Consider the following 23,544-nt stretch of genomic DNA (forward strand, 5'->3'; position numbering starts at 1 on the left):
CGTTGCTATGTCCAGAACCTGCCGCGGCAGTTATTCCGCGCTATCGGTGCCAGCGTCTGGTGTAGGGCTGGCCTCAGAACCGCCCTCGACGGCTTCTTCGATTTCCTCGTCCGATTGCGGTTCGGATATCCGCTCGACCGAAACCACTTTTTCACCCTCAGCCGTGTTGAAGATGGTCACGCCCTTGGTGGCGCGGCTGGCGAAACGGATGCCGTTGACCGGCACCCGGATGACGGTGCCGCCGTCCGACACCAGCATGATCTGGTCGTCATTGCCGACCGGGAAGGTCGCCACCAGCTGGCCAATCTCGGCGGTTTTCGACACGTCGGTAGCGCGGATGCCCTTGCCGCCGCGGCCGGTCAGGCGGAAATCGTAGGACGAGGAGCGCTTGCCGTAGCCATATTCGGTCACAGTCAGAACGTACTGTTCATGCGCCTTGAGCTCTTCGTAACGGCTGTCGGAAAGCTCCGTCTCCTCGCCGATCTCCTCATTGGTGAGCGCGATCTCTTCTTCCTCTCCCGCCGTCTCGGCGGCAAGCCGCCGCTCCGACGCCGCCCGCTTGAGGTAAGCGGCTCGCTCCGCCGGAGAAGCATCGACATGCTCGATCACCGACATGGAGATGATGCGGTCGGTCGCAGCCATGGTGATGCCGCGCACGCCGACGGAATTGCGGCTCTGGAAGACGCGCACGTCGCCGACGGAGAAGCGGATGCACTGACCCGAATTCGCCGTCAGAAGCACATCGTCATTGTCGGTGCAGGTCTCGACGCCGAGGATCTCGTCGCCCTCCTCCTCCAGCTTCATCGCAATCTTGCCGTTGCGGTTGACCTGGACGAAGTCGGACAGCTTGTTACGGCGCACGGTGCCGCGCGTCGTGGCGAACATCACGTCGAGCTCGCCCCAGCTCGTCTCGTCCTCCGGCAGCGGCATGATGGTGGTGATGCGCTCGCCCTGCTCAAGCGGCAGCATGTTGATCAGCGCCTTGCCGCGTGATTGCGGGTTGCCGATCGGCAGCCGCCAGACCTTTTCTTTGTAGACGATGCCGCGCGAGGAGAAGAACAACACCGGCGTGTGCGTGTTGGCCACAAACAGCCGGGTCACGAAATCCTCTTCCTTGGTCGACATGCCGGAGCGGCCCTTGCCGCCACGGCGCTGCGCCCGGTAGAGCGAAAGCGGCACGCGCTTGATGTAGCCGGAATGGCTCACCGTCACGACCATGTCCTCGCGCTGGATCAGGTCCTCGTCTTCCATGTCCGCGCCGCCGTCGGTGAGTTCGGTGCGGCGTGGCGTGCCGAACTCGTCGCGCACGGCGGCAAGCTCGTCCTTGACGATCTGCTGGACCCGCGCGCGTGACGACAAAATGTCCAGATAATCAATGATTTCGGCGCCGATCGTGTTCAACTCGTCGGCGATTTCGTCGCGGCCAAGTGCCGTCAGGCGCTGCAGGCGCAGTTCGAGGATGGCGCGCGCCTGTTCCTCGGACAGATTGTAGGTGCCGTCCTCGTTGATGCGATGGCGCGGATCGTCGATCAGGAGGATCAGCGATTCGACGTCGCCCGACGGCCAGCGCCGCTCCATCAACTGCTCACGCGCCGTCTGCGGATCCGGCGCGGTGCGGATCAGCTTGATCACTTCGTCGATGTTGGCGACGGCGATGGCCAGACCCACCAGCACATGGGCGCGGTCGCGCGCCTTGCGCAGCAGGAATTTCGTGCGCCTCGTGATCACCTCTTCGCGGAAGGAGACGAACGCCCTCAGCATATCGGTCAGGTTCATCACTTCCGGCTTGCCGCCGTTCAGCGCCACCATATTGGCGCCGAACGAGGTCTGCAGCGGCGTGAAGCGGTAAAGCTGGTTGAGGATGACGTCGGCAACGGCGTCGCGCTTCAGTTCGATGACGACGCGGTAGCCCTGGCGGTCGCTTTCGTCACGGATGTCGGAAATGCCCTCGATGCGCTTGTCGCGCACCAGTTCGGCCATCTTCTCGATCATCGAGGCCTTGTTCACCTGGTAAGGAACCTCGGTGATGATGATCGATTCACGGTCATTGCCGCGCTGTTCGATGTTGACCTTGCCGCGCATGACGATGGAGCCGCGGCCGGTCGCATAGGCGCTGTAGATGCCCGAACGGCCAAGCACGATGCCGCCGGTCGGGAAATCCGGCCCCGGAATGATCTCCATCAGTGCCGGCAGGTCGATCGCCGGATTGTCGATGATGGCGATCGCGCCGTTGCAGACTTCGCTCAGATTGTGCGGCGGAATGTTGGTGGCCATGCCGACTGCAATACCGCCGGAACCGTTGACCAGAAGGTTGGGGAAGCGCGCCGGCAGCACCTTCGGCTCGGTGTCGGAGGCGTCATACGTGTCCTGGAAATCGACGGTCTCCTTGTCGATATCCTCCAGAAGTTCGTGCGCGACCTTGGTCAGGCGCGATTCGGTGTAGCGCATCGCCGCCGGGGGATCGCCGTCGATCGAGCCGAAATTGCCCTGCCCGTCGATCAGCGGCACGCGCAGCGACCAATCCTGCGCCATGCGTACCAAGGCGTCATAGATCGAGGCATCGCCGTGCGGATGGTATTTACCCATCACATCGGCGACCGGGCGTGCCGACTTCACGTATTTGCGGTTCCAGTGGTAGCCGCTCTCATGCGCCGCATAGAGAATGCGGCGATGCACCGGCTTGAGGCCATCACGCACATCGGGCAGCGCACGGCTGACGATCACGCTCATGGCGTAAGACAGGTAGGAGCTCTGCATCTCCTCGATGATGGAGATCGGCTCGATGCCGGTAGGGCCGCCGTCGGCGCCGCGCGGTGTTTTTTGGTCGGTCAAATCGGATCACAATCTAATCAGGAATCACTTGACGCTTATATAGGAAGCACGGCCGAAACTCCAATATTCGCGGCACTTTTCCAGTGTCATTTTTGGTGGTAATTTCAAAAGGATACCGCTGATTGCGACGATATGGCCACAGCGCTTTTGGCCGCCAAGGCAAAAGCCCGCAATGGACCAACTTCGCCGAACGAAAGCCGCGGACGCCCTGAATTTGGAGCCCGTGGCTGCCTTGCGAGCGCTGAGCGGGTGGCTGCGCCGCGATCTCGACGGCGACTGATCGCAGGTTGGCGGTACGTGCCGACGTCGGACTGAGCCCGCTTCAGCCGAGACGCCCGCTTGCCAGGGCGCTTGATCGGCGAGCGCGATAGTTGCCCGGCGTCTCGCCCATGATGCGCCGGAAACGGCGGTTGAAAGTCGACAAATCGTTGAAGCCGGCCTCGAAGGCGATCGCCGAGATCGCATCCTTGGACATGCGCAGCCGCACCGCCGCGCGGTGCAGCCGGGTCTTGAGCAGGAACTGATAGGGCGTCATGCCGGCGACCTGCCGGAAGGTGCGCAGGAAATGATAGGGACTGGTCGCCGTTTCATCGGCCAACACTGAAAGCGAAACCGGGCCGTCGGCATCCAGCTCGATGCGCCGAACGGCTTCGGCGACCCGCTTCTGGTCGCGGCGGCTCGGGGCGCGCCTGGCAGGCGTGGCGCTGGAAACCGTGGCGACTGCGGCAGCGGCAATGCGTAGGGAAAGTTCCTCGAAGGCGTCCTTGTTGGCCATTGCGCGCGCGGCTTCCGCCTCGGCCAACAATGGTGCCAAGGCCGGCAAAGGCGGCAGGCGTGGCGCGTCGAAGGCAGGTTTCCTGGCGCCTGGCACATCGGCGACGATCCGTTCCATGTAGTCCGGCCTGAAATGAAACGAGAGGCAACGGTCGCCGCCGCCATGCTCGTGCCCGCATTCGTAGCAGGTGCCGGGATTGCCGAGCAGCAGCGCGCCGGCTGCCAGCATCGCGGTGCCTTGCTGCGCGCGATAGCGGAACGTGCCGCTGGTCACCGCCGCGACACAAAAATCCCGATGCGCCTCCTCAAACGGCCGATCGCCGGCGCCGGCCGTGCAGATCACATCCGCCACATGCCAGCCAGGTCCAAATGCGAGCGTATGCGTTGTGGCCATCATGGGCCGAAATATAGCAATTTTTCCCAAGCCCAGAACCCCGTCACCGGCTAATCCTCACGGTCTCCTGACAAAAAGAGACCACGGCCATGTTCGACCCCTTTGCCGAAGCACTGCACAGCCCCGGACCGATCGGCGGGCTTGCCGAAAAACTCAATCTTTACGGCCGCTTCGTCGGTGCCTGGACATTCGACGCCTCGCGCCACCTCGAGGACGGCACGGTGCTGACCGGGCGTGGCGAGGTGCATTTCGGCTGGGTGCTGGAAGGCCGCGCCATCCAGGACGTCTGGATCCTGCCCGCACGGAACATTGGCTCCCAGCCTTCGCTCGGCAAATGGACGTTCTATGGCACGACGCTGCGGGTCTATGATCCCGCCGCGGACGCCTGGCACATCTTCTGGAGCGATCCGCGCAACCAGTACTTCAGCCGCCAGCTTGGCCGCGCCGAGGGCGACACGATCGTGCAGGTCGGCGCCGACGGCACCGGCTCCTCGGTGCGCTGGAGTTTTTCGCGCATCACCGAAGACAGCTTCCGCTGGCTTGGCGAGCGTTCGCACGACGATGGCACGACATGGCGGCTCGAAGTCGAATTCCTGGCCCGCCGCGCGAACGAAGTTCGAAATGAAAGGTAGCGGTCCCTCACGCCCCCTCTGGCCTGCCAGCATTTCACGCCACAGCCTGTTTTCAGTACCCCTGCTTTGCTCTACCAATTGCAGGCACGGGCTCGGCCCGGCGGGAGGGGTCAGAGATGCCGAGCTTCGACAGCTTGTTCAACGCCTTCGTCACCATTCTGGTGACCATCGACCCGCCCGGCCTGGCGCCGCTGTTCCTCGCCGTGACGCGCGGCATGAACCGCGAGGAGCGCCAGCAGGTCTCGATCCGCGCCTCAGTCATCGGCTTCCTAGTGATGGCGCTGTTCGCCGTCGCCGGCGCCTCCATCCTGTCGGTGTTCGGCATCACGCTGCCAGCCTTCCGTGTCGCCGGCGGTTTTCTGCTGTTCTTCATCGCCTTTGAAATGGTGTTCGAGCGCCGGCAGGACCGCAAGGAGAAGATCGGCGACGTCGCCATCACCAAGGACATGATCCACAACATCGCCGCTTTCCCGCTGGCGATCCCGCTGATCGCCGGCCCCGGCGCCATTTCGGCGACGGTGCTGCTCTCCGGCTCGTTTCAGGGTTTTGCGGCGCAAGCCGCGCTGGTCGGCATCATCTTCGTCTGCCTCGCCATCACCTATCTGGTGTTCGTGCTGTCGGAGCGCATCGACCGCATCCTCGGCCAAACCGGGCGTTCGATCCTGACCCGCCTGCTCGGCGTCATCCTAGCGGCATTGGCCGTACAGTTCGTCGCCGACGGCATCAAGGCGCTGATGGCGAGTTGAACAGTAATCCCTACTGCCTACTGCCTACTGCCTACTGCCTACTGCCTACTGCCTACTGCCTACTGCCTACTGCCTACCTCGTCGTCGTATCGATCACTTCGAAATCGTGGGTGATCGTGGCGGTTTTGGCCATCATGGCGGAAGCCGAGCAGTATTTTTCGATCGACAGGTCGATCGCCCGCTTGACCTTGTCGGGTGACAGCGCACGGCCTTTGACGATAAAATGCATGTGGATGCGGGTAAATATCCTGGGCTCGGTTTCGGCCCGGTCGGAATCGAGCTCGACGACGCAGTCCTCGACCGCCTCACGGCCCTTTTCAAGGATGTGGACGACATCATAGGCCGAACAGCCGCCGGTGCCGATCAGCACCAGTTCCATCGGGCTCGGCCCCGGCGTCTTGCCTTCCGGGCCGGACGCGGTTCCCAGCACGACCTTATGACCGCTGCCGGACTCACCGATGAAGGTGCGTTCCTCCACCCATTTCACGCGTGCTTTCATCGAACTCGTCCTTCACCGTGTTTCCTTGACCGCTCGGCCAGCGCTCAATCGACAATGCAAAACCCCGAAAGTCCATTGGGACTCTCGGGGCACAATGCTTGAGCCAACGTTCGACTTGAGCCAACATTGGGCCTGAACCAAAATTGCGCCTAGCCAAAACTGGCGTCCGCGGTTTCGATCAGAGCCCGCCTTGATCAGAACGGGATTTCGTCGTCCAGCTCGCGCGACGAACCGCCGCCACCGCCGCCCCTGGGAGCGCTGCCGCCGCCACGGTTGAAGCTCTCGTTCGGGCTGGACTGGCCGAAATCGGAACCACGGCTGTTGCCGCCGGAATAGCCGCCGACCTGGCCACCCTCGCCCTGGCCGCGCGCGTCGAGCATCTGCAGCTCGCCACGGAATTTCTGCAGCACGACTTCCGTCGTGTATTTGTCGGCGCCGGTCTGGTCCTGCCATTTGCGCGTCTGCAGCTGGCCCTCGACATAGACCTTCATGCCCTTCTTCAGGTACTGCTCGGCGACTTTGGCTATGCCCTCATTGAAGATGACGACGTTGTGCCACTCGGTCTTTTCCTTGCGCTCGCCCGAATTCTTGTCGCGCCAGCTTTCCGACGTGGCGATGCGAATGTTGACGACCGGCTCGCCCGAGTTCAGGCGGCGGATTTCAGGGTCCGCACCGAGATTGCCGACCAGAATGACCTTGTTGACGCTACCCGCCATGATATTTCTCCGCGCTCATCCGAAACAAATTTTTGTCGCAGCACCTTACAGGCTGCGAATGTCAGCCGCCTGCTAAGGCTGGCTTTTCCCACAAGGTTTTTGTTCCCTTTTCGTTCCTATATGCACTGCCGCTGATTGTCAAGGAATGGCAACAATGCCCGAGCCCCGCATATGGGTTTCAAAACACCACTTGCCAAATCAATAAGTATCGACTTATGCTTTCCCATGATCGAAGCAGAGATTTTCCGCGCCCTCGCCGACCCGACGCGCCGCGCCGTCTTCGAGCGTCTCGCCACGGCAGAGATGAGCGTGTCGGAACTGCGCAGCGGCCTGACGGTGTCACAGCCGGCCGTGTCGCAGCATCTGGCGGTGCTGCGCAGCGCCGGCCTCGTGGTCGAGCGGCGGGCCGGCCGCAATGCCTACTACCGCGCCGATCCGCAGGGGCTTGCCCCCCTGCTCTCCTGGATCGAGCGCTACCGGACCTTCTGGCCGGAGCGTATCGAAAGGTTGAAGACGGTTTTGAAGGATATGGATCAGTGAAGGGTTTGGACCAGTGAAGGATTTGGGATCGATGAACGCCAAAAACCAAAACGAAGTCGCCCAGGATGCGCTGGAGTTCGAATACGATCTTTCCGAGCCGCCCGAAAAGGTGTGGCGGGCGCTGACGGTGCCGGAATTGCTCGCCGCCTGGATGATGCCGAACGACATCAGGCCGCAGGCCGGCAGCCGTTTTGCCTTCGCGGGACCGGAGGCTCCGATCGAATGCGAAATCCTCGACGCCGAGCCCGAACGCCTGTTGCGCTATTCCTGGCGGGAGCAGCCGGGCGATGCGACACGGCAGGACCCGCTCGACAGCACCGTCACCTTCACGCTTGCCCGCACCGTTTCCGGCGGCACGCATCTGCGCATCGTCCATGACGGCTTTGCCCGCAAAGCCATGCCCGCCGTCGCCATGGCTGGTGCCGGCTGCCGGCTTTCGCTGGGGTTGCACGAGGCCGGGAAGCCCATCGCCGCGAACACGCCGCGCCTTCTGCTGCGCGCGGCGTGAACATAGAAATCGGAGACGAAAAAATGAGCGGTGTTGCCAATCTGGTGCCGATGGTGATCGAGCAATCGAGCCGCGGCGAACGCGCCTTCGACATTTTCTCGCGGCTGCTGCGCGAGCGCATCATCTTCATCAATGGCGAGATCAACGACGACATCTCGGCGCTGGTCTGCGCACAGCTTTTATCGCTGGAGTCGGACAATCCCGACAAGGAGATCTCGCTCTACATCAACTCGCCGGGCGGCGTGGTGACCAGCGGCTTCGCCATCTACGACACCATGCAGTACATCAGTTGCCCAGTGTCGACCGTGTGCATGGGGTTTGCGGCGTCGATGGGATCGTTCCTGCTGATGGCAGGCACGCCGGGGCGTCGTATCTCGCTGCCGAACGCCACCATCCTGCTGCATCAGCCGCTGGGCGGCTTCCAGGGCCAAGCGTCCGATATCCAGCGCCATGCCGAGCGCATCGTGAAGACCAAACGCCACATGGCCGAACTTTACGCGCAGCATTGCGGCCGCAGCTACGAAGAGGTCGAACGTACGCTGGACCGCGACCATTTCATGACCGCCCGCGAGGCACAGGCATGGGGCATTGTCGACCACGTCTTCGACACGCGCAAAAAGGCGGCGTGAGGCGAAGGCAGATCGGATTTTCTTCGGCTTGCCGAAGAATTGACGAGACCGGTCTGGTTCCGATGGCGGCACCTCCCTATAATCGGGGGATGACCGACACGCATCCGTCCAGACCATCGCATCGTGTGATCGCCGCCGCAGTGCTCGCCATTGCCGGCCTCGTGTCCGGCACGGCCCTCGCAGAGGATGGCTCGCCGCCGCAGAAGGCCCTGCCCGGCGTGACTGGCGGCTATCACATTGCCAAGCCGGTCCCCCAGCCCGAGCCCGACGATGCGTTCCCCAGCAGCGGCAACGGCCAGTTCAAGATCGGCAATACCGATGTCAGGATTTCCGGCAGCATCACGGTCGATGTCGCCACGGGCGGAATGAAACCTCGAAGGTAGGGATAGCCGCGGCCGGCCCAGCACAAAAGAACAGCCCCGCCGTGCCCTAGGGCAAACGGACGGGGCTTTTCTGGATCTCAAATCCAATCTTGCCGGGAGTGTACTGCCGGCGTTTGATTTCGGATGCTTCGCGGCGTTCAACCGACGATCCGACTAGTAGTCTCTGATTTTTGTGGGGTACGGCCGGTCACGGTTTGTCGGGGCAGCGTTGAAGCTGACCCTCACACTTGCGCCTGCCGCGGCTCCAGCTAGATGTGGAGCCCTTGGGGACTATCAGGTGGCGTCATGCTCCGCTCCTTTGTCCGTTGCGACATTCGTCTCGAAGCGCAAATCGCACATGCCTGCGGCGTCTCGCAGACCGCCTTGGGGCGGCGAGGCCATCGAAAGACGGCCGGCTTCGTTGACGCCTTGAGACTGCTCCCGTGAGCCGGCGGCGTCAACCGCCTATAGCCGGTTACGGAAAAATGTGATCGCCGGGAGGTTACGTGCAGGTCAGTTTTTGCACAACTTTGTCAGGAGCGTGTTCGGCCTTTGTTCTTTCCGCTTGCCCCTTCGCGCGAAAGACGGTTAAACGACTTCCGTCGGGAGTTGTGGCGTCTCTCGACGTGGCGGCAAAAACACCTACATAGGGGATGGCCGGGAAAAGCCCGCCAATCCCATGAATTCCAGATCTGAGGCGGCGACCGGCGATGGCCGACCATAAATTCCTTTCCATTCGCGGGGCGCGCGAACACAATCTGAAGAACGTCGATCTCGACCTGCCGCGTGACAGCCTGATCGTCATGACCGGCCTGTCGGGGTCCGGCAAGTCGTCGCTTGCCTTCGACACCATCTATGCCGAAGGCCAGCGCCGCTATGTCGAAAGCCTGTCGGCCTATGCGCGCCAATTCCTCGAGATGATGCAGAAGCCTGACGTCGACCAGATCGACGGCCTGTCGCCGGCCATCTCCATCGAGCAAAAGACCACATCGAAGAACCCACGCTCGACGGTCGGCACCGTCACCGAGATCTACGACTACATGCGTCTGCTGTTCGCGCGTGTCGGCGTTCCCTATTCGCCGGCCACCGGCCTGCCGATCGAGAGCCAGACGGTCAGCCAGATGGTCGACCGCGTGCTGGCGCTCGAGGAAGGCACACGACTGTTCCTGCTGGCGCCCATCGTGCGCGGCCGCAAGGGCGAGTACCGCAAGGAGCTCCTCGAACTGCAGAAGAAGGGCTTCCAGCGCGTCAAGGTCGACGGCGTCTTCTATGAAATCGCCGACGTTCCGGCGCTGGACAAGAAATACAAGCATGACATCGACGTCGTCGTCGACCGCATCGTCGTGCGCGGCGAACTTGCCACAAGGCTTGCCGACTCCATCGAGACGGCGCTGAAGCTCGCCGAGGGGCTTGCGGTGGCCGAGTTCGCCGACAAGCCGCTCGACGCCAGCCAGACCGGCGAGGATTCGGTCAACAAGTCGAAGAACGAGACGCATGAGCGCATCCTGTTCTCGGAAAAATTCGCCTGTCCGGTGTCCGGCTTCACCATTCCCGAGATCGAGCCGCGCCTGTTCTCGTTCAACAACCCGTTCGGCGCCTGCCCGACCTGCGACGGTCTCGGCAGCCAGCGTGCCATCGACCCCAACCTCGTCGTGCCCGACGAGAACATATCGCTGCGCGACGGCGCCGTCAGCCCGTGGGCGAAATCGACCTCGCCCTACTACTCGCAGACGCTCGAAGCGCTTGGCAAGGCCTACAACTTCAAGCTCGGCGACAAGTTCAAGGATCTGACCACCGAGGCCCAGGACGCGATCCTGCGCGGCACCGGCGAGCGCGAGATCACCTTCCAGTACGATGATGGCTTGCGCTCCTACAAGACAACCAAGACCTTCGAAGGCGTCATCCCCAATCTCGAACGGCGCTGGAAGGAGACCGAATCCGCCTGGATGCGCGAGGAGATCGAGCGCTTCATGTCGGCGACGCCTTGCCCGGTCTGTAAGGGCTACCGGCTGAAGCCGGAAGCTCTGGCGGTGAAGATCGGCGGCAAACACATCGGCGAGGTCACCGAGCAGTCGATCCGCAATGCCGACAAATGGTTCACCGACCTGCCCGCCCAGCTCAACGACAAGCAGAACGAGATCGCGGTGCGGGTGCTGAAGGAAATCCGCGAGCGGCTGCGCTTCCTCAACGATGTCGGTCTCGACTACCTGACATTGTCGCGCAATTCCGGCACGCTGTCGGGCGGCGAGAGCCAACGCATCCGGCTGGCCTCGCAGATCGGCTCGGGCCTGACCGGCGTGCTCTACGTGCTGGACGAGCCGTCGATCGGCCTGCATCAGCGCGACAACACGCGGCTGCTCGACACGCTGAAGCACCTGCGCGACATCGGCAACACGGTGATCGTCGTCGAGCATGACGAGGACGCCATCCTGCATGCCGACTATGTCGTCGACATGGGACCGGCCGCCGGCATCCATGGCGGCGAGATCATCGCCCAGGGCACGCCCCAGCAGGTGATGGCCAACCCCAATTCGATCACCGGCCAATATCTGTCGGGCGCGCTGGAAGTCGCCACCCCTGGTGTTCGGCGTGAGGCGAAAAAGAATCGCCGCCTGAAAATCGTCGGCGCGCGCGGCAACAATCTGAAGAACGTCACCGCCGAAATCCCGCTCGGCACCTTCACCGCCGTCACCGGCGTGTCGGGTGGCGGCAAGTCGACTTTCCTTATCGAGACGCTGTTCAAGGCGGCCTCGCGCCGCATCATGGGCTCGCGCGAGCATCCGGCCGAGCATGACCGCATCGAGGGCCTCGAATTCCTCGACAAGGTCATCGACATCGACCAGTCGCCGATCGGCCGCACGCCGCGTTCGAACCCCGCGACTTATACCGGCGCCTTCACGCCGATCCGCGACTGGTTCGCCGGCCTGCCGGAAGCCAAGGCACGCGGCTACCAGCCCGGCCGCTTCTCCTTCAACGTCAAGGGTGGCCGGTGCGAGGCCTGCCAGGGCGACGGCGTCATCAAGATCGAAATGCACTTCCTGCCCGACGTCTACGTCACCTGCGATGTCTGCCACGGCAAGCGCTACAACCGCGAGACGCTCGACGTGCTGTTCAAGGGCAAGTCGATCGCCGACGTACTCGACATGACGGTCGAGGAAGGCGTCGATTTCTTCGCCGCCGTGCCCGGCGTGCGCGACAAGCTCGACACGCTGAAGCAGGTTGGCCTCGGCTATATCCATATCGGCCAGCAGGCGACGACACTGTCCGGCGGCGAGGCGCAGCGGATAAAACTCGCCAAGGAACTGTCGCGCAAGGCGACCGGCAAGACGCTCTACATCCTCGATGAGCCGACCACCGGCCTGCACTTCCACGATGTCGCCAAACTGTTGGAAGTGCTGCACGAACTGGTCGACCAGGGCAACACGGTGGTGGTCATCGAGCACAATCTCGAAGTGATCAAGACCGCCGACTGGGTGCTCGACCTCGGCCCCGAAGGCGGCGACGGCGGCGGCGAGCTTGTCGCGTCCGGCACGCCGGAAGCGATCGTGCGCGAAAAACGCAGCTACACCGGCCAGTTCCTCAAGGAGCTTCTGGAGCGGCGCCCCGGAGGCAAGCGCGAAGCGGCGGAGTGAGTATGAACCTCAGAGCGGCCCGCCCAGAGGATCTCGCCGCAATCGTTTCGCTGACGCAAGCGGCGTACGCGCCCTATACCGCGCTGTTCGGCGGACCGCCGATCCCGGTCACCGAAGACTATGCGCCGCGGATCGGGCGCGGCGAGGTCTGGCTGCTGGAGAGCGGCAGCGAACTGGCGGGCGTGCTTACACTGGAGCGGCATGCGGACCACGCGATGATCTTCTCCGTCGCGGTGTCGCCCGCCTTCCAGGGCAAGGGTTTTGGCATAAAGCTGCTCAATCACGCGGATCAACAGACGCGCTTGTGGGGCCTGCCGGAGACACGGCTCTACACCAATGCGAAAATGGAACGGAACATCGCGCTCTATCTCGCATACGGCTATCGCGAAACGGGTCGCCGGCCCAATCCCTATCGGCCAGGATGGATGCTTGTCGACATGGCAAAACCGATCGACGAGAACACGACGGGCTGATTTTTCTGAACTTGGGAGGATGATAATGACCAAATCCGGAACAATCCGCGCGGGCATGGGCGGCTGGACCTTCGAGCCATGGGATAAGTCCTTCTATCCGGACAAGCTGTCGAAGGCCAAGCAGCTGCAATATGCCAGCCGGCAGGTGCCGAGCATCGAAGTCAACGGCACCTATTATTCCAGCTTCAAGGAACCGACCTTCGTCAAATGGGCCAACGAGGCACCGGATGGTTTCGTCTACTCGCTGAAAGGCAACCGCTTCGTCACCAACCGGCGCGTGCTCGGCGAAGCCGGCGAATCGATGATGCGCTTCCTCGGCTCCGGCGTTGCGGCACTTGGCGACAAGCTCGGGCCAATCCTGTGGCAGTTCGCGCCGACCAAGAAATTCGATCCGGACGATTTCGAGGCCTTTCTGAAACTCTTGCCGGAAAAGCAGGATGGCGTCGCGCTGCGCCACGCGCTCGAAGTGCGCAACGACAGTTTCGTGGTGCCGGAGTTCGCGGCCCTGGCGCGCAAATACAAGGCGGCGATCGTCTATGCCGATCATGCCAAATATCCTGACATCGCCGACGTCACCAGCGATTTCGTCTATGCGCGGCTTCAGACGGGCTCGGACGACAATCCCGATTGCTACACGCCAAAGGGTCTCGACGAGTGGGCGGCGCGGGCAAAGACCTGGGCGCAGGGCAAGCAGCCGGAAGACCTGCGGCGGGCCGATCCCAAGACCGATGCGCCGGTCCAGCCGCGCGACGTGTTCGTCTACTTCATCACCGAGGGCAAGGTGCGCGCGCCGTTCGGGGCGATGGCGCTGATGAAGCGAGTGGCTGGCTGACGAGCTTCAGTCGTATCCGGCCACATGCTTAAAGCGCGTCATCTATGCTTTGTACGCGTAGCAAAGCGCCTATTCGCGGCATCTTCGCCATGATCGTAACCTTATCGACACTTCCTTGCCGCATGAATGCGACGACGCCAAGCCGCAGAGCTGGAACCGCCGTCGGCAGGGAAAGAGGGGCATGTCGCTCGACTACACTTCACTTCTGCTGGCTGTCGGTTTTTCCGCTGCTTGCCTCGGCCTGACATTGTTCGGCATGTGGCTGACCGCCCGGTCGGAGCGATTCCTGCTGACATGGGCGACCAGCCTGGTGTTCGTTGTCGGCGATATCTTTGTCTATGACGCCTATATCGACATGCCCGGCCGCCTGCTGGGCATCGCCGCGCTGGCCTTCCTGCTGATTGGTTTTTCGACCATGCTGGGCGCCGCCTATCAGTTCAGGACCGGTGGCTCGCCGATGCCGCGAGCTTTGTTGGGCTGCGTTTCACTGGCGGTGGCGCTGCCGCCCATGGCTCTGGGCTATGACGGCCTTGGCTTCATGTTCGAGAACCTGTTCGCGGCCTTGCTTCTGTTCGCGACGGCGTTCGAATATTGGAGAGGTCGCGACGAAGCCCCCGCCCTGACGATCGGCATCACCGCGCTCTATTCGGCCACGGCCACGTCCTTTGTACTGTGCGCCATGGTTCTCGCCTGGGATGGAAGACTGGTCCTGGGGCATGCGCCGAGCAACTGGGCCGAGGAACTGAGCCTGATCGTGGTCATCGCCAGCATGACCGGCATCGGCGCGTTGTCGCTTGCCCTCAACCAGGGGCGTCTGGCCAGGCATCACCGCCGCGATGCATTGACCGATCCCTTGACCGGCCTGCTCAACCGGCGCGCGCTGTTCGACATGCATGGCAATGCGCCGGTCGGAGCTTTTACCGCGGTCGTCGTCTTCGACCTCGACAACTTCAAAACCATCAACGATGAATTCGGCCACGCGGCGGGCGACGAGGTGCTGAGGGTGTTCGCCAGCGAACTCGCCGGCAATCTTCGCCAGACCGATGTCGCCGCGCGCATGGGCGGCGAGGAATTCGCGCTGGTGCTGAAACGCACCCTGCCGGAGACCGTGGAGGCAGCGGCAGAGCGCATCCGGACCGCTTTCGCGGCGCGCCGGATAGAAACCGAGATGGGCTCGCTGACATGCACGGTCAGCGCCGGATTTGCCTTCGGCGCCAAGGACGGCCCCAGCTTTGACAAGGTGCTCAGCGCCGCCGACAAGGCACTCTACGACGCCAAACGCGGCGGCCGCAACCGCGTCGTCATCGCTTCTCCGTTCCGGCGCGCGAGCTGATCACGCCTATTAATACCAGCCTCTGATCGCGGGTGGACGAACGCGGCTCCTATGCCGCAATGACGATCTCATTGAAGGTATCGAGATCGACATAGAAGACCTTGGTGATCTCCTCGATCAGATCGTCGTAGTCGCAGCCCTGTGATCTCAAGATGTTGATGGCAGCGATGATGTCGACGCGTTCGGTAAGCCGCCGCTTCTGGTAATCCTCGACGTAACGTTCCATGGCTGTCCCTTAGCCTGTGTGCCCAAACGCGTTTGAACGACAGAGATCGCAGGAGGGAAGCTAGGCAGCTTTGCTTGCGTGAAACTTGCCCGGCATTGGCCGTGCTCCTCGATCCGCGATAACCAGACTGATACGGAAGCGGCCGACTCACAAAGCCAAGGGAAAGACTAGCACGCGATATTGAGCGTGCCAGAGACACAGGTGATCGGATCGGAGAAATATTGGCCTTGCCAAGAACTTCGGATCGTCAACTGAAGTTCACCGCCGATTCTAGACGGTAAGGAACTTCCGCACATCAGCCCGGTCTAGATCTTCGGCCGGGCCGGTATGGACGATCTGGCCGCGGTCCATGATGTTGACCTCGTCGGCGAGCTCGCGGCAAAAGTCGAGATACTGCTCGACCAGCAGCACCGCGATGCCGGCCTGGTCGCGCAGATAGCGAATGGCGCGGCCGATATCCTTGATGATCGACGGCTGGATGCCTTCCGTCGGCTCGTCGAGCACCAGGAGTTTCGGCCGCATCACCAGCGCCCGACCGATGGCGAGCTGCTGCTGCTGGCCGCCGGACAGGTCACCGCCGCGGCGGCCAAGCATCTGCTTGAGCACTGGAAACAACTCGAAGACATGCGCCGGCACGTTGCGGTCGGCCCGCTTCAACGGCGCGAAGCCGGATTCGAGATTTTCCCGCACCGTGAGCAGCGGAAAGATCTCCCTGCCCTGCGGCACGAATGCGATGCCCGACCGGGCGCGGTCATACGCCGCGCTCCGGTCGAGCGCCTTCCCCTCGAAGGCAACGCTTCCGCTCGTCAGCCGGTGGTGGCCGACGATCGATCTCATCAAACTGGTCTTGCCGACACCATTGCGGCCGAGCACGCAGGTGATCTTGCCGGCGCCCGCCTTCAGCGACACGCCGCGCAGCGCCTGGGCGGCGCCGTAGTGGAGCGTGGCATTGGAAACCTCGAGCATGTCAGCGCCTTTTCCAGAAGCGGAGGAACGACAGATCGAAGCGATGGAATTGCACCCGCCACACCATGTTCATCTCCCCAGATAGACTTCGACGACGCGCTCGTCGGCCGAGACGAAGTCGAGCGAGCCTTCGGAGAGCACCGAGCCCTCATGCAGGCAGGTGACCTTGACGCCAAGCTCGCGCACGAAATGCATGTCGTGCTCGACGACGATGACCGAATGATCGCGTGCGATATCCCTGAGCAGCCGCGCGGTTTCCTCGGTCTCGGCATCGGTCATGCCGGCGACCGGCTCGTCGACCAGCAACAGCTTCGGATCCTGCGCCAGGAGCATGCCGATCTCCAGCCACTGCTTCTGGCCGTGGCTGAGATTGGCTGCGATTTCGCCACGTTTGTCGCCAAGCCGGATGATGCCGAGAATATCGTCGATCTGCCGCGCCTCGGCTGCGGAGTGGCGATGGAACAGCGCCGGGAAGATCGAGCGCGGTCCCTTCAGCGCCAGCATCAGATTGTCCTCGATCGTGTGGCTTTCGAAGACCGTCGGCTTCTGGAATTTGCGGCCGATGCCCATCATGGCGATCTCGGCCTCGTCATGCCGGGTCAGATCGACCTGGCCGTCGAAGAACACTTCGCCCTCGTCGGGCCGCGTCTTGCCGGTGACGATGTCCATCATCGTCGTCTTGCCGGCGCCGTTGGGGCCGATGATGGCCCGCATCTCGCCCTTGTCGAGCACCAGCGACAAATTGTTGATGGCGCGAAACCCGTCGAAGGAGACCGAGACGCCGTCGAGGTAGAGGATGGTGTTCGACTTGCTCATGGTCGCCTACTCCGCCGCCTGCGGTTCAGGGTCGGACAAGGACCATTCGCCTGGATTCCTTGCCGGCGAGCGCACGGGCTTCGGTGTCGCGGGCGCCATTCCAACCCTGGCGCCGGCTTCCTCAGCGGCGGCGACCGCGCGCAACGCCCTGGCATTGCCGCGCCAGCTGTCCCACATGCCGACGATCCCCTTCGGCAGCAGCAGCGTGACGGCGACGAACAGGCCGCCGAGCGCGAACAGCCACAGTTCCGGCAGCACGCCGGTGAACCAGGATTTCCCGGCATTGACGAGCAACGCACCGATGATCGGCCCGACGATGGTGCCGCGGCCGCCAACGGCTGCCCAGATCACCACCTCGATCGAGTTGGACGGCTCGAACTCGCCGGGATTGATGATGCCGACCTGCGGCACATAGAGCGCGCCGGCAATGCCGGCCATCACGGCAGAGACAGTGAAGGCGAACAGTTTTACGTTCTCCGCCCGCCAGCCTAGGAAGCGCGTGCGGCTCTCGGCGTCGCGCACGGCCATCAGGAGCTTGCCGTATTTCGAGCCGACGATCGCCCAGGTCAGGAACACGGCAAGCGCAAGCATCACGGCGCTGGCCGCGAACAGCGCCGAGCGCGTCGCGTCGGCCTGTACGTTGAAGCCCAGAATATCCTTGAAATCGGTCAGCCCGTTATTTCCGCCGAAACCCATGTCGTTGCGGAAGAAGGCAAGTAGCAGCGCATAGGTCATCGCCTGGGTGATGATGGAGAGATAGACGCCGGTGACGCGGCTGCGGAAGGCGAACCAGCCAAAGACGAAGGCAAGCAGGCCGGGCACCGCGAGCACCATGATCGCCGCGAACCAGAAATGGTCGAAACCGGTCCAGAACCAGGGCAATTCCTTGTAGTTCAGGAACACCATGAAATCCGGCAGGATCGGGTTGCCATAGACACCGCGCGAGCCGATCTGGCGCATCAGATACATGCCCATCGCATAGCCGCCGAGCGCGAAGAAGGCGCCGTGGCCGAGCGAGAGAATGCCGCAATAGCCCCAGACCAGGTCGAGCGACAGCGCCAGCAGCGCGTAGCAAAGATACTTGCCGGTCAGCGCCACGATATAGGACGGGATGTAGAAGGCGCTCGCCGGGGACACCGCGAGATTGAGCAGCGGCACGATGATGGCGACAGCCAACAAGATGAAGATGGTGATGGCGATGCGGCGGTCCGCGCCGGCGGCGAAGAAGCGCCCCGTGATCATGCTTCCACCGCCCTGCCCTTGAGCGCGAACAGGCCGCGCGGGCGCTTCTGGATGAACAGGATGATCAGCACCAGCACGACGATCTTGCCGAGCACGGCGCCTGCGTAAGGCTCGAGGAACTTGTTGACGATGCCGAGCGAAAAGGCGCCGACCAGCGTGCCCCACAGATTGCCGACGCCGCCGAAGACGACGACCATGAAACTGTCGATGATGTAGCCGCGGCCGAGATTGGGCGAGACATTGTCGATCTGGCTGAGCGCGACGCCGGCAATGCCGGCAATGCCGGAGCCGAGCGCGAAGGTCAGCGCGTCGACCCATGGCGTCCTGATGCCCATCGAGGCGGCCATGCGCCGGTTGGCGGTGACGGCGCGCATCTGCAGCCCCCAGGACGTGCGCTTCATCACGTAGAGCAGCACGCCGAAGACGGTGAGCGCGAAGACCAGGATCCAAAGCCGGTTCCAGGTGATCGCAAGCTGTCCGACATTGAACGAACCCGACATCCAGGAGGGGTTGCCGACCTCCTGGTTGGTCGGTCCGAAGATCGAGCGCACCGCCTGCTGCAGGATCAGCGACACACCCCATGTCGCCAGCAGCGTTTCCAGCGGCCGTCCGTAGAGGAAGCGGATGACGCCGCGCTCGATGGCGAGACCGACGATCGCGGCAACCAGGAAGGCAAGCGGCAGCGCGATTACCAGCGACCAGTCGAACAGGCCGGGAAAGGATGTGCGGATCACCTGCTGGACGACGAAGGTGGTGTAGGCGCCGAGCATGACCATCTCGCCATGCGCCATGTTGATGACGCCCATGACGCCGAAGGTGATGGCAAGGCCGATGGCGGCAAGCAACAGCACCGAGCCCAGGGAAATGCCGTACCAGATGTTCTGGCCGGCATCCCAGAAGGCCAGCGTCGAATTGATGTTGGCGATCGCTGCGGTCGCGGCTTCGTTCACGGCTCCCGAAGCGTTCGCCTCGACCGACGTCAGCAGTGAAACCGCGTCGCGATCGCCCCGCGCCCCGATCAGCGCCACGGCTGCAAGCTTGTCGGCCTCCGGCCGATCCGAGACCAGGACCGATGCGGCGCGGGCCTGTTCGAGCAGAGCCTTGACGCTGGCGACGGTCTCATTGGCGATCGCCGCGTCGAGCGGCTCGATGTTGGCCGCGTCGGGTGTCTTGAACATGGTGTCGGCCGCACTGATGCGCACTGCCGGATCCTTGGCGCCAAGCGTCAGCGTGCCCAGCGCGTCGCGGATGGTGCGGCGCAGCGTGTTGTTGACAGTGATCTTGGTTATGTCGTCCTCGGAGGCCTCGCCAGCGGCCTCACCGCTTAACGGGTCAAAAAGCTGGACGCTTTCATCGCCTTCCTTGCCGACAAACACCATCGAGTCGGCGGTGCGAATGTAAAGATTGCCGTCAGCCAATGCAGCAAGCGTCGGTTCGGCGGCGGGATCGCCTGTGGCGGTCAATTCGTGAACGACGGCTCCCGTCTCGGAAAAGTCCGTTACCGTCGCGAACTTGGCAATAATTGCACGCAGATCGGCTTCCGCGGCGCCCGAAGACGACAGCGTCGTCACCAGGAACAAAAGCGTCAGGCCCATCGCATGGAAAATCTTCATCGGGTCTTGGTGATCCTTGAAGGTTGAATGGGCGTCCGGACAGTGGAGGAAACCGTCCGGACGCGCGCGGTCTTGGGCATGGACCGCAAGGTCCAGCCCGGGAGGATCAGTTCGTGCCCTTGCCGCCGCACTTGCCGGTAGCGACGTTGAAGTTGCCGCAGGACAGAGGCTTGCGCCAATCGGAGATCAAATCCTTGGAGTCTGGCAAATAGTCGGACCATTCGTCGCCCATCACGAGACCAGGTGTCTTCGAAACCGTTTCGAATTGGCCATTGGCCTGGATCTCACCAATCAACACCGGCTTGGTGATGTGGTGGTTCGGCATCATCGTCGAATAGCCGCCGGTCAAGTTCGGCACCGAAACGCCGATCATGGCATCGATGACCTTGTCCGGATCGGTGGTGCCGGCCTTCTGGACCGCCTTCACCCACATGTTGAAGCCGATATAGTGGGCTTCCATCGGGTCGTTGGTGGTGCGCTTGTTGTTCTTGATGAACTTGTGCCAGTCGGCGATGAACTTCTTGTTCTCGGGCGTGTTGACGCTCTCGAAATAGTTCCAGGCGGCGAGATGGCCGACCAGCGGCTTGGTGTCGAGACCGGCAAGTTCTTCCTCGCCGACCGAGAAGGCCATGACCGGGATGTCCTCGGCCTTGATACCCTGGTTGCCGAGTTCCTTGTAGAACGGCACATTGGCGTCGCCGTTGACGGTCGAGACGACAGCGGTCTTCTTTCCGGCCGAACCGAACTTCTTGATCGCCGAAACTTCCGTCTGCCAGTCGGAGAAACCGAACGGCGTATAGTTGGTCATGATGTCCTCGGCCGCGACGCCCTTCGCCTTCAGATAGGCTTCGAGGATCTTGTTGGTGGTGCGCGGATAGACGTAGTCGGTGCCTTCAAGCACCCAGCGCTTCACCGAGCCGCCATCTTCGCTCATCAGGTAATCGACAGCCGGGATCGCCTGCTGGTTCGGAGCGGCGCCCGTGTAGAACACGTTGCGCTCGCTTTCCTCGCCTTCATACTGGACGGGATAGAACAGGATGTTGTCGAGCTCGGAGAATACCGGCAGCACCGATTTGCGTGATACCGAGGTCCAGCAGCCGAACACCGCGGCGACCTTGTCCTTGGAGATCAGCTCGCGCGCTTTTTCGGCGAACAGCGGCCAGTTTGAAGCCGGATCGACGACAACGGCCTCGAGCTTCTTGCCGAGCAGGCCGCCTTTGGCGTTCTGCTCGGCGATGAGCATCAGCATGGCGTCCTTCAGCGTCGTCTCCGAAATCGCCATGGTCCCCGACAGCGAATGCAGGATGCCGACCTTGATCGTATCGTCGGCCGCCCTGGCGGGCGCCGACATCAGCAGGCCGGCGGCGACCGCACCTGCCGAGAATATTTTTGTTATTGTCGAGAAATTACCCCTCATAGCGAAGACTCCCAAGCTGGTTGATTGCACCGCAACAATGCAATGCAACCCCCATGCCAAACGCCTCCGGGGCATAGAAAACCGACAAATAGACAAACATTATCAGGCAGTTATTATATTAAATTGAGCAAATCAAAGAGAGCCGGTTAAAAATCGGTTGAGGGAATTTTGCGCACCGCATACGGCATCTGCCTAAATTTTGCCCATTTTTAGTAAATGCCTAGATTTTGGTCTAAATGCACAGGTCGCGAATTACAAATGTTGCGGCACAGCGCAAAAATAGGGCAAGCTCGCTTCTCAACCGAGCGACGTCATGGCATCCCTGATTTCACGCATTTTCATCGGCATCGCGTTTCTGGCGACAGCAACCGGGGCCGCGCGGGCCGACTTCAGCGACGGCAAGATGCCCGACGGCACCTACCACTGCGAAGTCTATCTGCTCGGCATGTTCCTCAGCCTCGGCGACATCACCATCAAGGGAAATGTCTATACGGGCCCTGTCACCTTCGGCACCGCCCAACAGGGTTACAATTATCAGATGGATGCCAACGGCGTCATCACCTGGCTGGGGCCATTGGGCGGCTACACCACCGGCGGCAACGCGCTGTCGATGACCCAGGCGACGCTGGACGGCCAGGACCCGCCCTCCTTCGACATCATCATGAAGCAGCCCGACGGCGCCTTCACCGCCTCGACCTGCACCAAGAACTAAAACGAAAAAAGGCGCGGAACCCTGTCGGGCCCCGCGCCAGCAGGCAGTCGGGAGGTTAGATCGTCTTGGCCGACATCTGGGCGGCGATGTAGTCGGCCTGGCGGATCGCCAGCGACACGATGGTGAGCGTCGGGTTTTCCGCGGCACCCGTGGTGAACTGGCTGCCGTCGGACACGAACAGGTTCTTGATGTCATGCGCCTGGCCATGCTTGTTGACGACGCCGTCCTCAGCCTTCTCGCTCATCCGGTTGGTGCCGAGGTTGTGGGTCGAGGGATAGGGCGGCGTCGGGAAGGTGCGTGTGGCGCCGACCGCGGCGTAAAGCGCCGAAGCCTGCTTGTAGGCATGGTTGCGCATCGCAGTGTCGTTGGGATGGTCGTCGAAATGCACGTCGGCGATGGGCATGCCGTGCTCGTCCTTCTCGTCGGCATGCAGCGTGATGCGGTTTTCCGCGCGCGGCATGTCCTCGCCGACGATCCACAGGCCCGCCATATGGTCGTAATGGTCGAGCGCCGTGGTGAAGGAGCGGCCCCAACTGCCCGGATCGAGGAAAGCCGCCATGAACGGCAGGCCGAGCGACAGCGTCTCGAACTCGTAGCCGCCGACGAAGCCGCGCGATGGATCGTGGCGCGCCTCGTCGCGGATGATGCCGGCCATGGTGGTGCCGCGATACATGTGCACGGGCTTGTCAAAGATGGCATAGACCGAGCCCGTGGTATGACGCATGTAGTTCTTGCCCACCTGGCCCGACGAATTGGCGAGGCCATGCGGGAACTTGGCTGATTGCGAGTTGAGCAGCAGCCGCGGGCTTTCGATGGAGTTGCCAGCAACGGCGACGATGCGGGCCTTCTGCTCCTGCAGCTTGCCGTCCTTGTCGGCATAGACCACGCCGGTCACCTTGCCCGAGGCGTCATGATTGATCTTGACCGCCATGGCGTTCGGCCGGACTTCGAGATGGCCGGTCGCCTCCCCCTTGGGGATCTCGGTGTAGAGCGTCGACCATTTGGCGCCCCACTTGCAGCCCTGGAAGCAGAAGCCGGTCTGCTGGCAGGACATGCGATCGTCGCGCTCGACCGAATTGATCGCCATGTTGCCGGTGTGGCATTCCTTGTAGCCGAGCTTGTCGGCGCCGGCCTTCAGCACCTTGAAGTTGTTGTTGCCGGGCAGCCGCGGCCAGTCATTGGTGCCGGTCACCCCCATCTTGGCTTCCGCCTTGGCGTAATAGGGCTCCATCTCGGCCAATGTGACCGGCCAGTCCAGAAGGTTGGCGCCTTCCAGCCTGCCGTAGGTCGACAGCGTCTTGAACTCATGTTCCTGGAAGCGCAGCGACGCTCCGGCCCAGTGCGTGGTCGAACCGCCGACCGACTTGACGATCCACGCCGGCAGGTTCGGAAAATCCTTGGCCACACGCCAGTCGCCTGAGGTCGTGCGCTTGTCCTTCCAGGCGAGTTGGGCAAAGGAATCCCACTCGTCGTTGATGAAATCTTCATATTCGTGTCGCGCGCCGCCCTCGAGGATAACGACGTCGATGCCTTTCTGCGCAAGTTCGTTGCCGAGCGTACCGCCACCGGCGCCCGAGCCGATGATGACGACCACGCCATCGTTCTTCAGATCAAATGCTGCTGCCATGGTTTCCTCCCATGAAATCAATT

22 protein-coding genes are annotated in these 23,544 nt (G+C 62.4%); 11 read left to right on the forward strand and 11 right to left on the reverse strand.

All coding sequences use genetic code 11. The features are described from left to right. Positions 1-30 precede the first annotated feature (30 nt). Both gyrA and LB577_RS19580 read right to left on the reverse strand, forming a co-directional pair. Positions 31-2,832, reverse strand: a complete 2,802-nt coding sequence (gene gyrA, locus LB577_RS19575; protein WP_224687957.1) for a DNA gyrase subunit A — start codon at positions 2,830-2,832, stop codon at positions 31-33. A 322-nt stretch (positions 2,833-3,154) separates the two neighbouring features. After that, entirely contained in the window at positions 3,155-4,003 is an 849-nt protein-coding gene (locus tag LB577_RS19580; RefSeq protein ID WP_224687958.1) for a helix-turn-helix transcriptional regulator, read from the reverse strand. Between the two features lie 86 nt (positions 4,004-4,089). Here LB577_RS19580 and LB577_RS19585 point away from each other — a divergent pair, with 86 nt between their 5' ends. Then, positions 4,090-4,632 carry a hypothetical protein gene (locus LB577_RS19585; RefSeq protein WP_023764851.1) on the forward strand — a complete coding sequence of 181 codons (543 nt, stop codon included), beginning with the start codon at positions 4,090-4,092 and terminating at the stop codon, positions 4,630-4,632. Positions 4,633-4,748: 116 nt separating this feature from the next. Beyond that, entirely contained in the window at positions 4,749-5,378 is a 630-nt protein-coding gene (locus LB577_RS19590) for a MarC family protein (RefSeq protein WP_023764850.1), read from the forward strand. 73 nt (positions 5,379-5,451) lie between these two features. Here LB577_RS19590 and LB577_RS19595 read toward each other — a convergent pair whose 3' ends face one another. Beyond that, on the reverse strand, positions 5,452-5,877 hold the full coding sequence (locus LB577_RS19595) for an OsmC family protein (RefSeq protein ID WP_224687959.1): 426 nt from the start codon (positions 5,875-5,877) through the stop codon (positions 5,452-5,454). A gap of 194 nt (positions 5,878-6,071) precedes the next feature. After that, entirely contained in the window at positions 6,072-6,593 is a 522-nt protein-coding gene (locus tag LB577_RS19600; protein WP_013895291.1) for a single-stranded DNA-binding protein, read from the reverse strand. 225 nt (positions 6,594-6,818) lie between these two features. On the opposite strand from LB577_RS19600, the gene LB577_RS19605 reads away from it, so the two are divergent. The 8 genes from LB577_RS19605 to LB577_RS19640 all read left to right on the forward strand — a co-directional run bounded on the left by LB577_RS19605 (position 6,819) and on the right by LB577_RS19640 (position 14,902). Then, positions 6,819-7,133: an ArsR/SmtB family transcription factor gene (locus LB577_RS19605; protein WP_013895290.1), complete on the forward strand. Its 315-nt coding sequence runs from the start codon at positions 6,819-6,821 to the stop codon at positions 7,131-7,133. A 31-nt stretch (positions 7,134-7,164) separates the two neighbouring features. After that, a complete protein-coding gene (locus LB577_RS19610; RefSeq protein ID WP_013895289.1) occupies positions 7,165-7,641 on the forward strand; it encodes an SRPBCC family protein in 477 nt (158 codons plus the stop codon). A 23-nt stretch (positions 7,642-7,664) separates the two neighbouring features. Beyond that, positions 7,665-8,270 (forward strand): ATP-dependent Clp protease proteolytic subunit, encoded by a 606-nt coding sequence (locus LB577_RS19615; RefSeq protein ID WP_013895288.1) that lies wholly within the window; start codon positions 7,665-7,667, stop codon positions 8,268-8,270. A gap of 89 nt (positions 8,271-8,359) precedes the next feature. Further along, on the forward strand, positions 8,360-8,653 hold the full coding sequence (locus tag LB577_RS19620; protein WP_083833276.1) for a hypothetical protein: 294 nt from the start codon (positions 8,360-8,362) through the stop codon (positions 8,651-8,653). A 689-nt stretch (positions 8,654-9,342) separates the two neighbouring features. After that, positions 9,343-12,264 carry an excinuclease ABC subunit UvrA gene (uvrA, locus tag LB577_RS19625; protein ID WP_224687960.1) on the forward strand — a complete coding sequence of 974 codons (2,922 nt, stop codon included), beginning with the start codon at positions 9,343-9,345 and terminating at the stop codon, positions 12,262-12,264. Positions 12,265-12,266: 2 nt separating this feature from the next. Then, positions 12,267-12,737, forward strand: coding sequence for a GNAT family N-acetyltransferase (locus tag LB577_RS19630; protein WP_224687961.1), 471 nt, complete (start codon positions 12,267-12,269; stop codon positions 12,735-12,737). 25 nt (positions 12,738-12,762) lie between these two features. After that, positions 12,763-13,569: a DUF72 domain-containing protein gene (locus tag LB577_RS19635; protein ID WP_013895285.1), complete on the forward strand. Its 807-nt coding sequence runs from the start codon at positions 12,763-12,765 to the stop codon at positions 13,567-13,569. 181 nt (positions 13,570-13,750) lie between these two features. Further along, positions 13,751-14,902: a GGDEF domain-containing protein gene (locus LB577_RS19640; protein WP_023764841.1), complete on the forward strand. Its 1,152-nt coding sequence runs from the start codon at positions 13,751-13,753 to the stop codon at positions 14,900-14,902. 49 nt (positions 14,903-14,951) lie between these two features. On the opposite strand, the gene LB577_RS19645 is transcribed toward LB577_RS19640, so the two are convergent. The 6 genes from LB577_RS19645 to urtA all read right to left on the reverse strand — a co-directional run bounded on the left by LB577_RS19645 (position 14,952) and on the right by urtA (position 21,116). Continuing rightward, entirely contained in the window at positions 14,952-15,128 is a 177-nt protein-coding gene (locus tag LB577_RS19645; protein WP_224687962.1) for a hypothetical protein, read from the reverse strand. A 270-nt stretch (positions 15,129-15,398) separates the two neighbouring features. After that, entirely contained in the window at positions 15,399-16,094 is a 696-nt protein-coding gene (urtE, locus tag LB577_RS19650; protein ID WP_013895283.1) for an urea ABC transporter ATP-binding subunit UrtE, read from the reverse strand. A 69-nt stretch (positions 16,095-16,163) separates the two neighbouring features. After that, positions 16,164-16,910, reverse strand: coding sequence for an urea ABC transporter ATP-binding protein UrtD (urtD, locus tag LB577_RS19655; RefSeq protein ID WP_224687963.1), 747 nt, complete (start codon positions 16,908-16,910; stop codon positions 16,164-16,166). 6 nt (positions 16,911-16,916) lie between these two features. Further along, positions 16,917-18,152, reverse strand: a complete 1,236-nt coding sequence (urtC, locus tag LB577_RS19660; protein ID WP_224687964.1) for an urea ABC transporter permease subunit UrtC — start codon at positions 18,150-18,152, stop codon at positions 16,917-16,919. Further along, positions 18,149-19,765, reverse strand: a complete 1,617-nt coding sequence (gene urtB / locus LB577_RS19665; protein ID WP_224687965.1) for an urea ABC transporter permease subunit UrtB — start codon at positions 19,763-19,765, stop codon at positions 18,149-18,151. Before urtB ends, urtC begins: the two co-directional genes overlap by 4 nt. Positions 19,766-19,871: 106 nt before the next feature. Beyond that, a complete protein-coding gene (urtA, locus tag LB577_RS19670; RefSeq protein ID WP_411969306.1) occupies positions 19,872-21,116 on the reverse strand; it encodes an urea ABC transporter substrate-binding protein in 1,245 nt (414 codons plus the stop codon). Between the two features lie 379 nt (positions 21,117-21,495). Here urtA and LB577_RS19675 point away from each other — a divergent pair, with 379 nt between their 5' ends. Beyond that, complete coding sequence (locus LB577_RS19675; RefSeq protein ID WP_224687966.1) at positions 21,496-21,894, forward strand: hypothetical protein; 399 nt, start codon at positions 21,496-21,498, stop codon at positions 21,892-21,894. A 55-nt stretch (positions 21,895-21,949) separates the two neighbouring features. Here the strand turns inward: LB577_RS19675 and LB577_RS19680 are convergent, their stop codons facing one another. Beyond that, entirely contained in the window at positions 21,950-23,521 is a 1,572-nt protein-coding gene (locus LB577_RS19680; protein ID WP_224687967.1) for a GMC family oxidoreductase, read from the reverse strand. Between the last annotated feature and the right edge of the window lie 23 nt (positions 23,522-23,544).

The sequence above is a fragment of the Mesorhizobium sp. B283B1A genome (genome assembly GCF_020165735.1).
GTDB classification, from domain to species: Bacteria; Pseudomonadota; Alphaproteobacteria; order Rhizobiales; family Rhizobiaceae; genus Mesorhizobium; species Mesorhizobium opportunistum.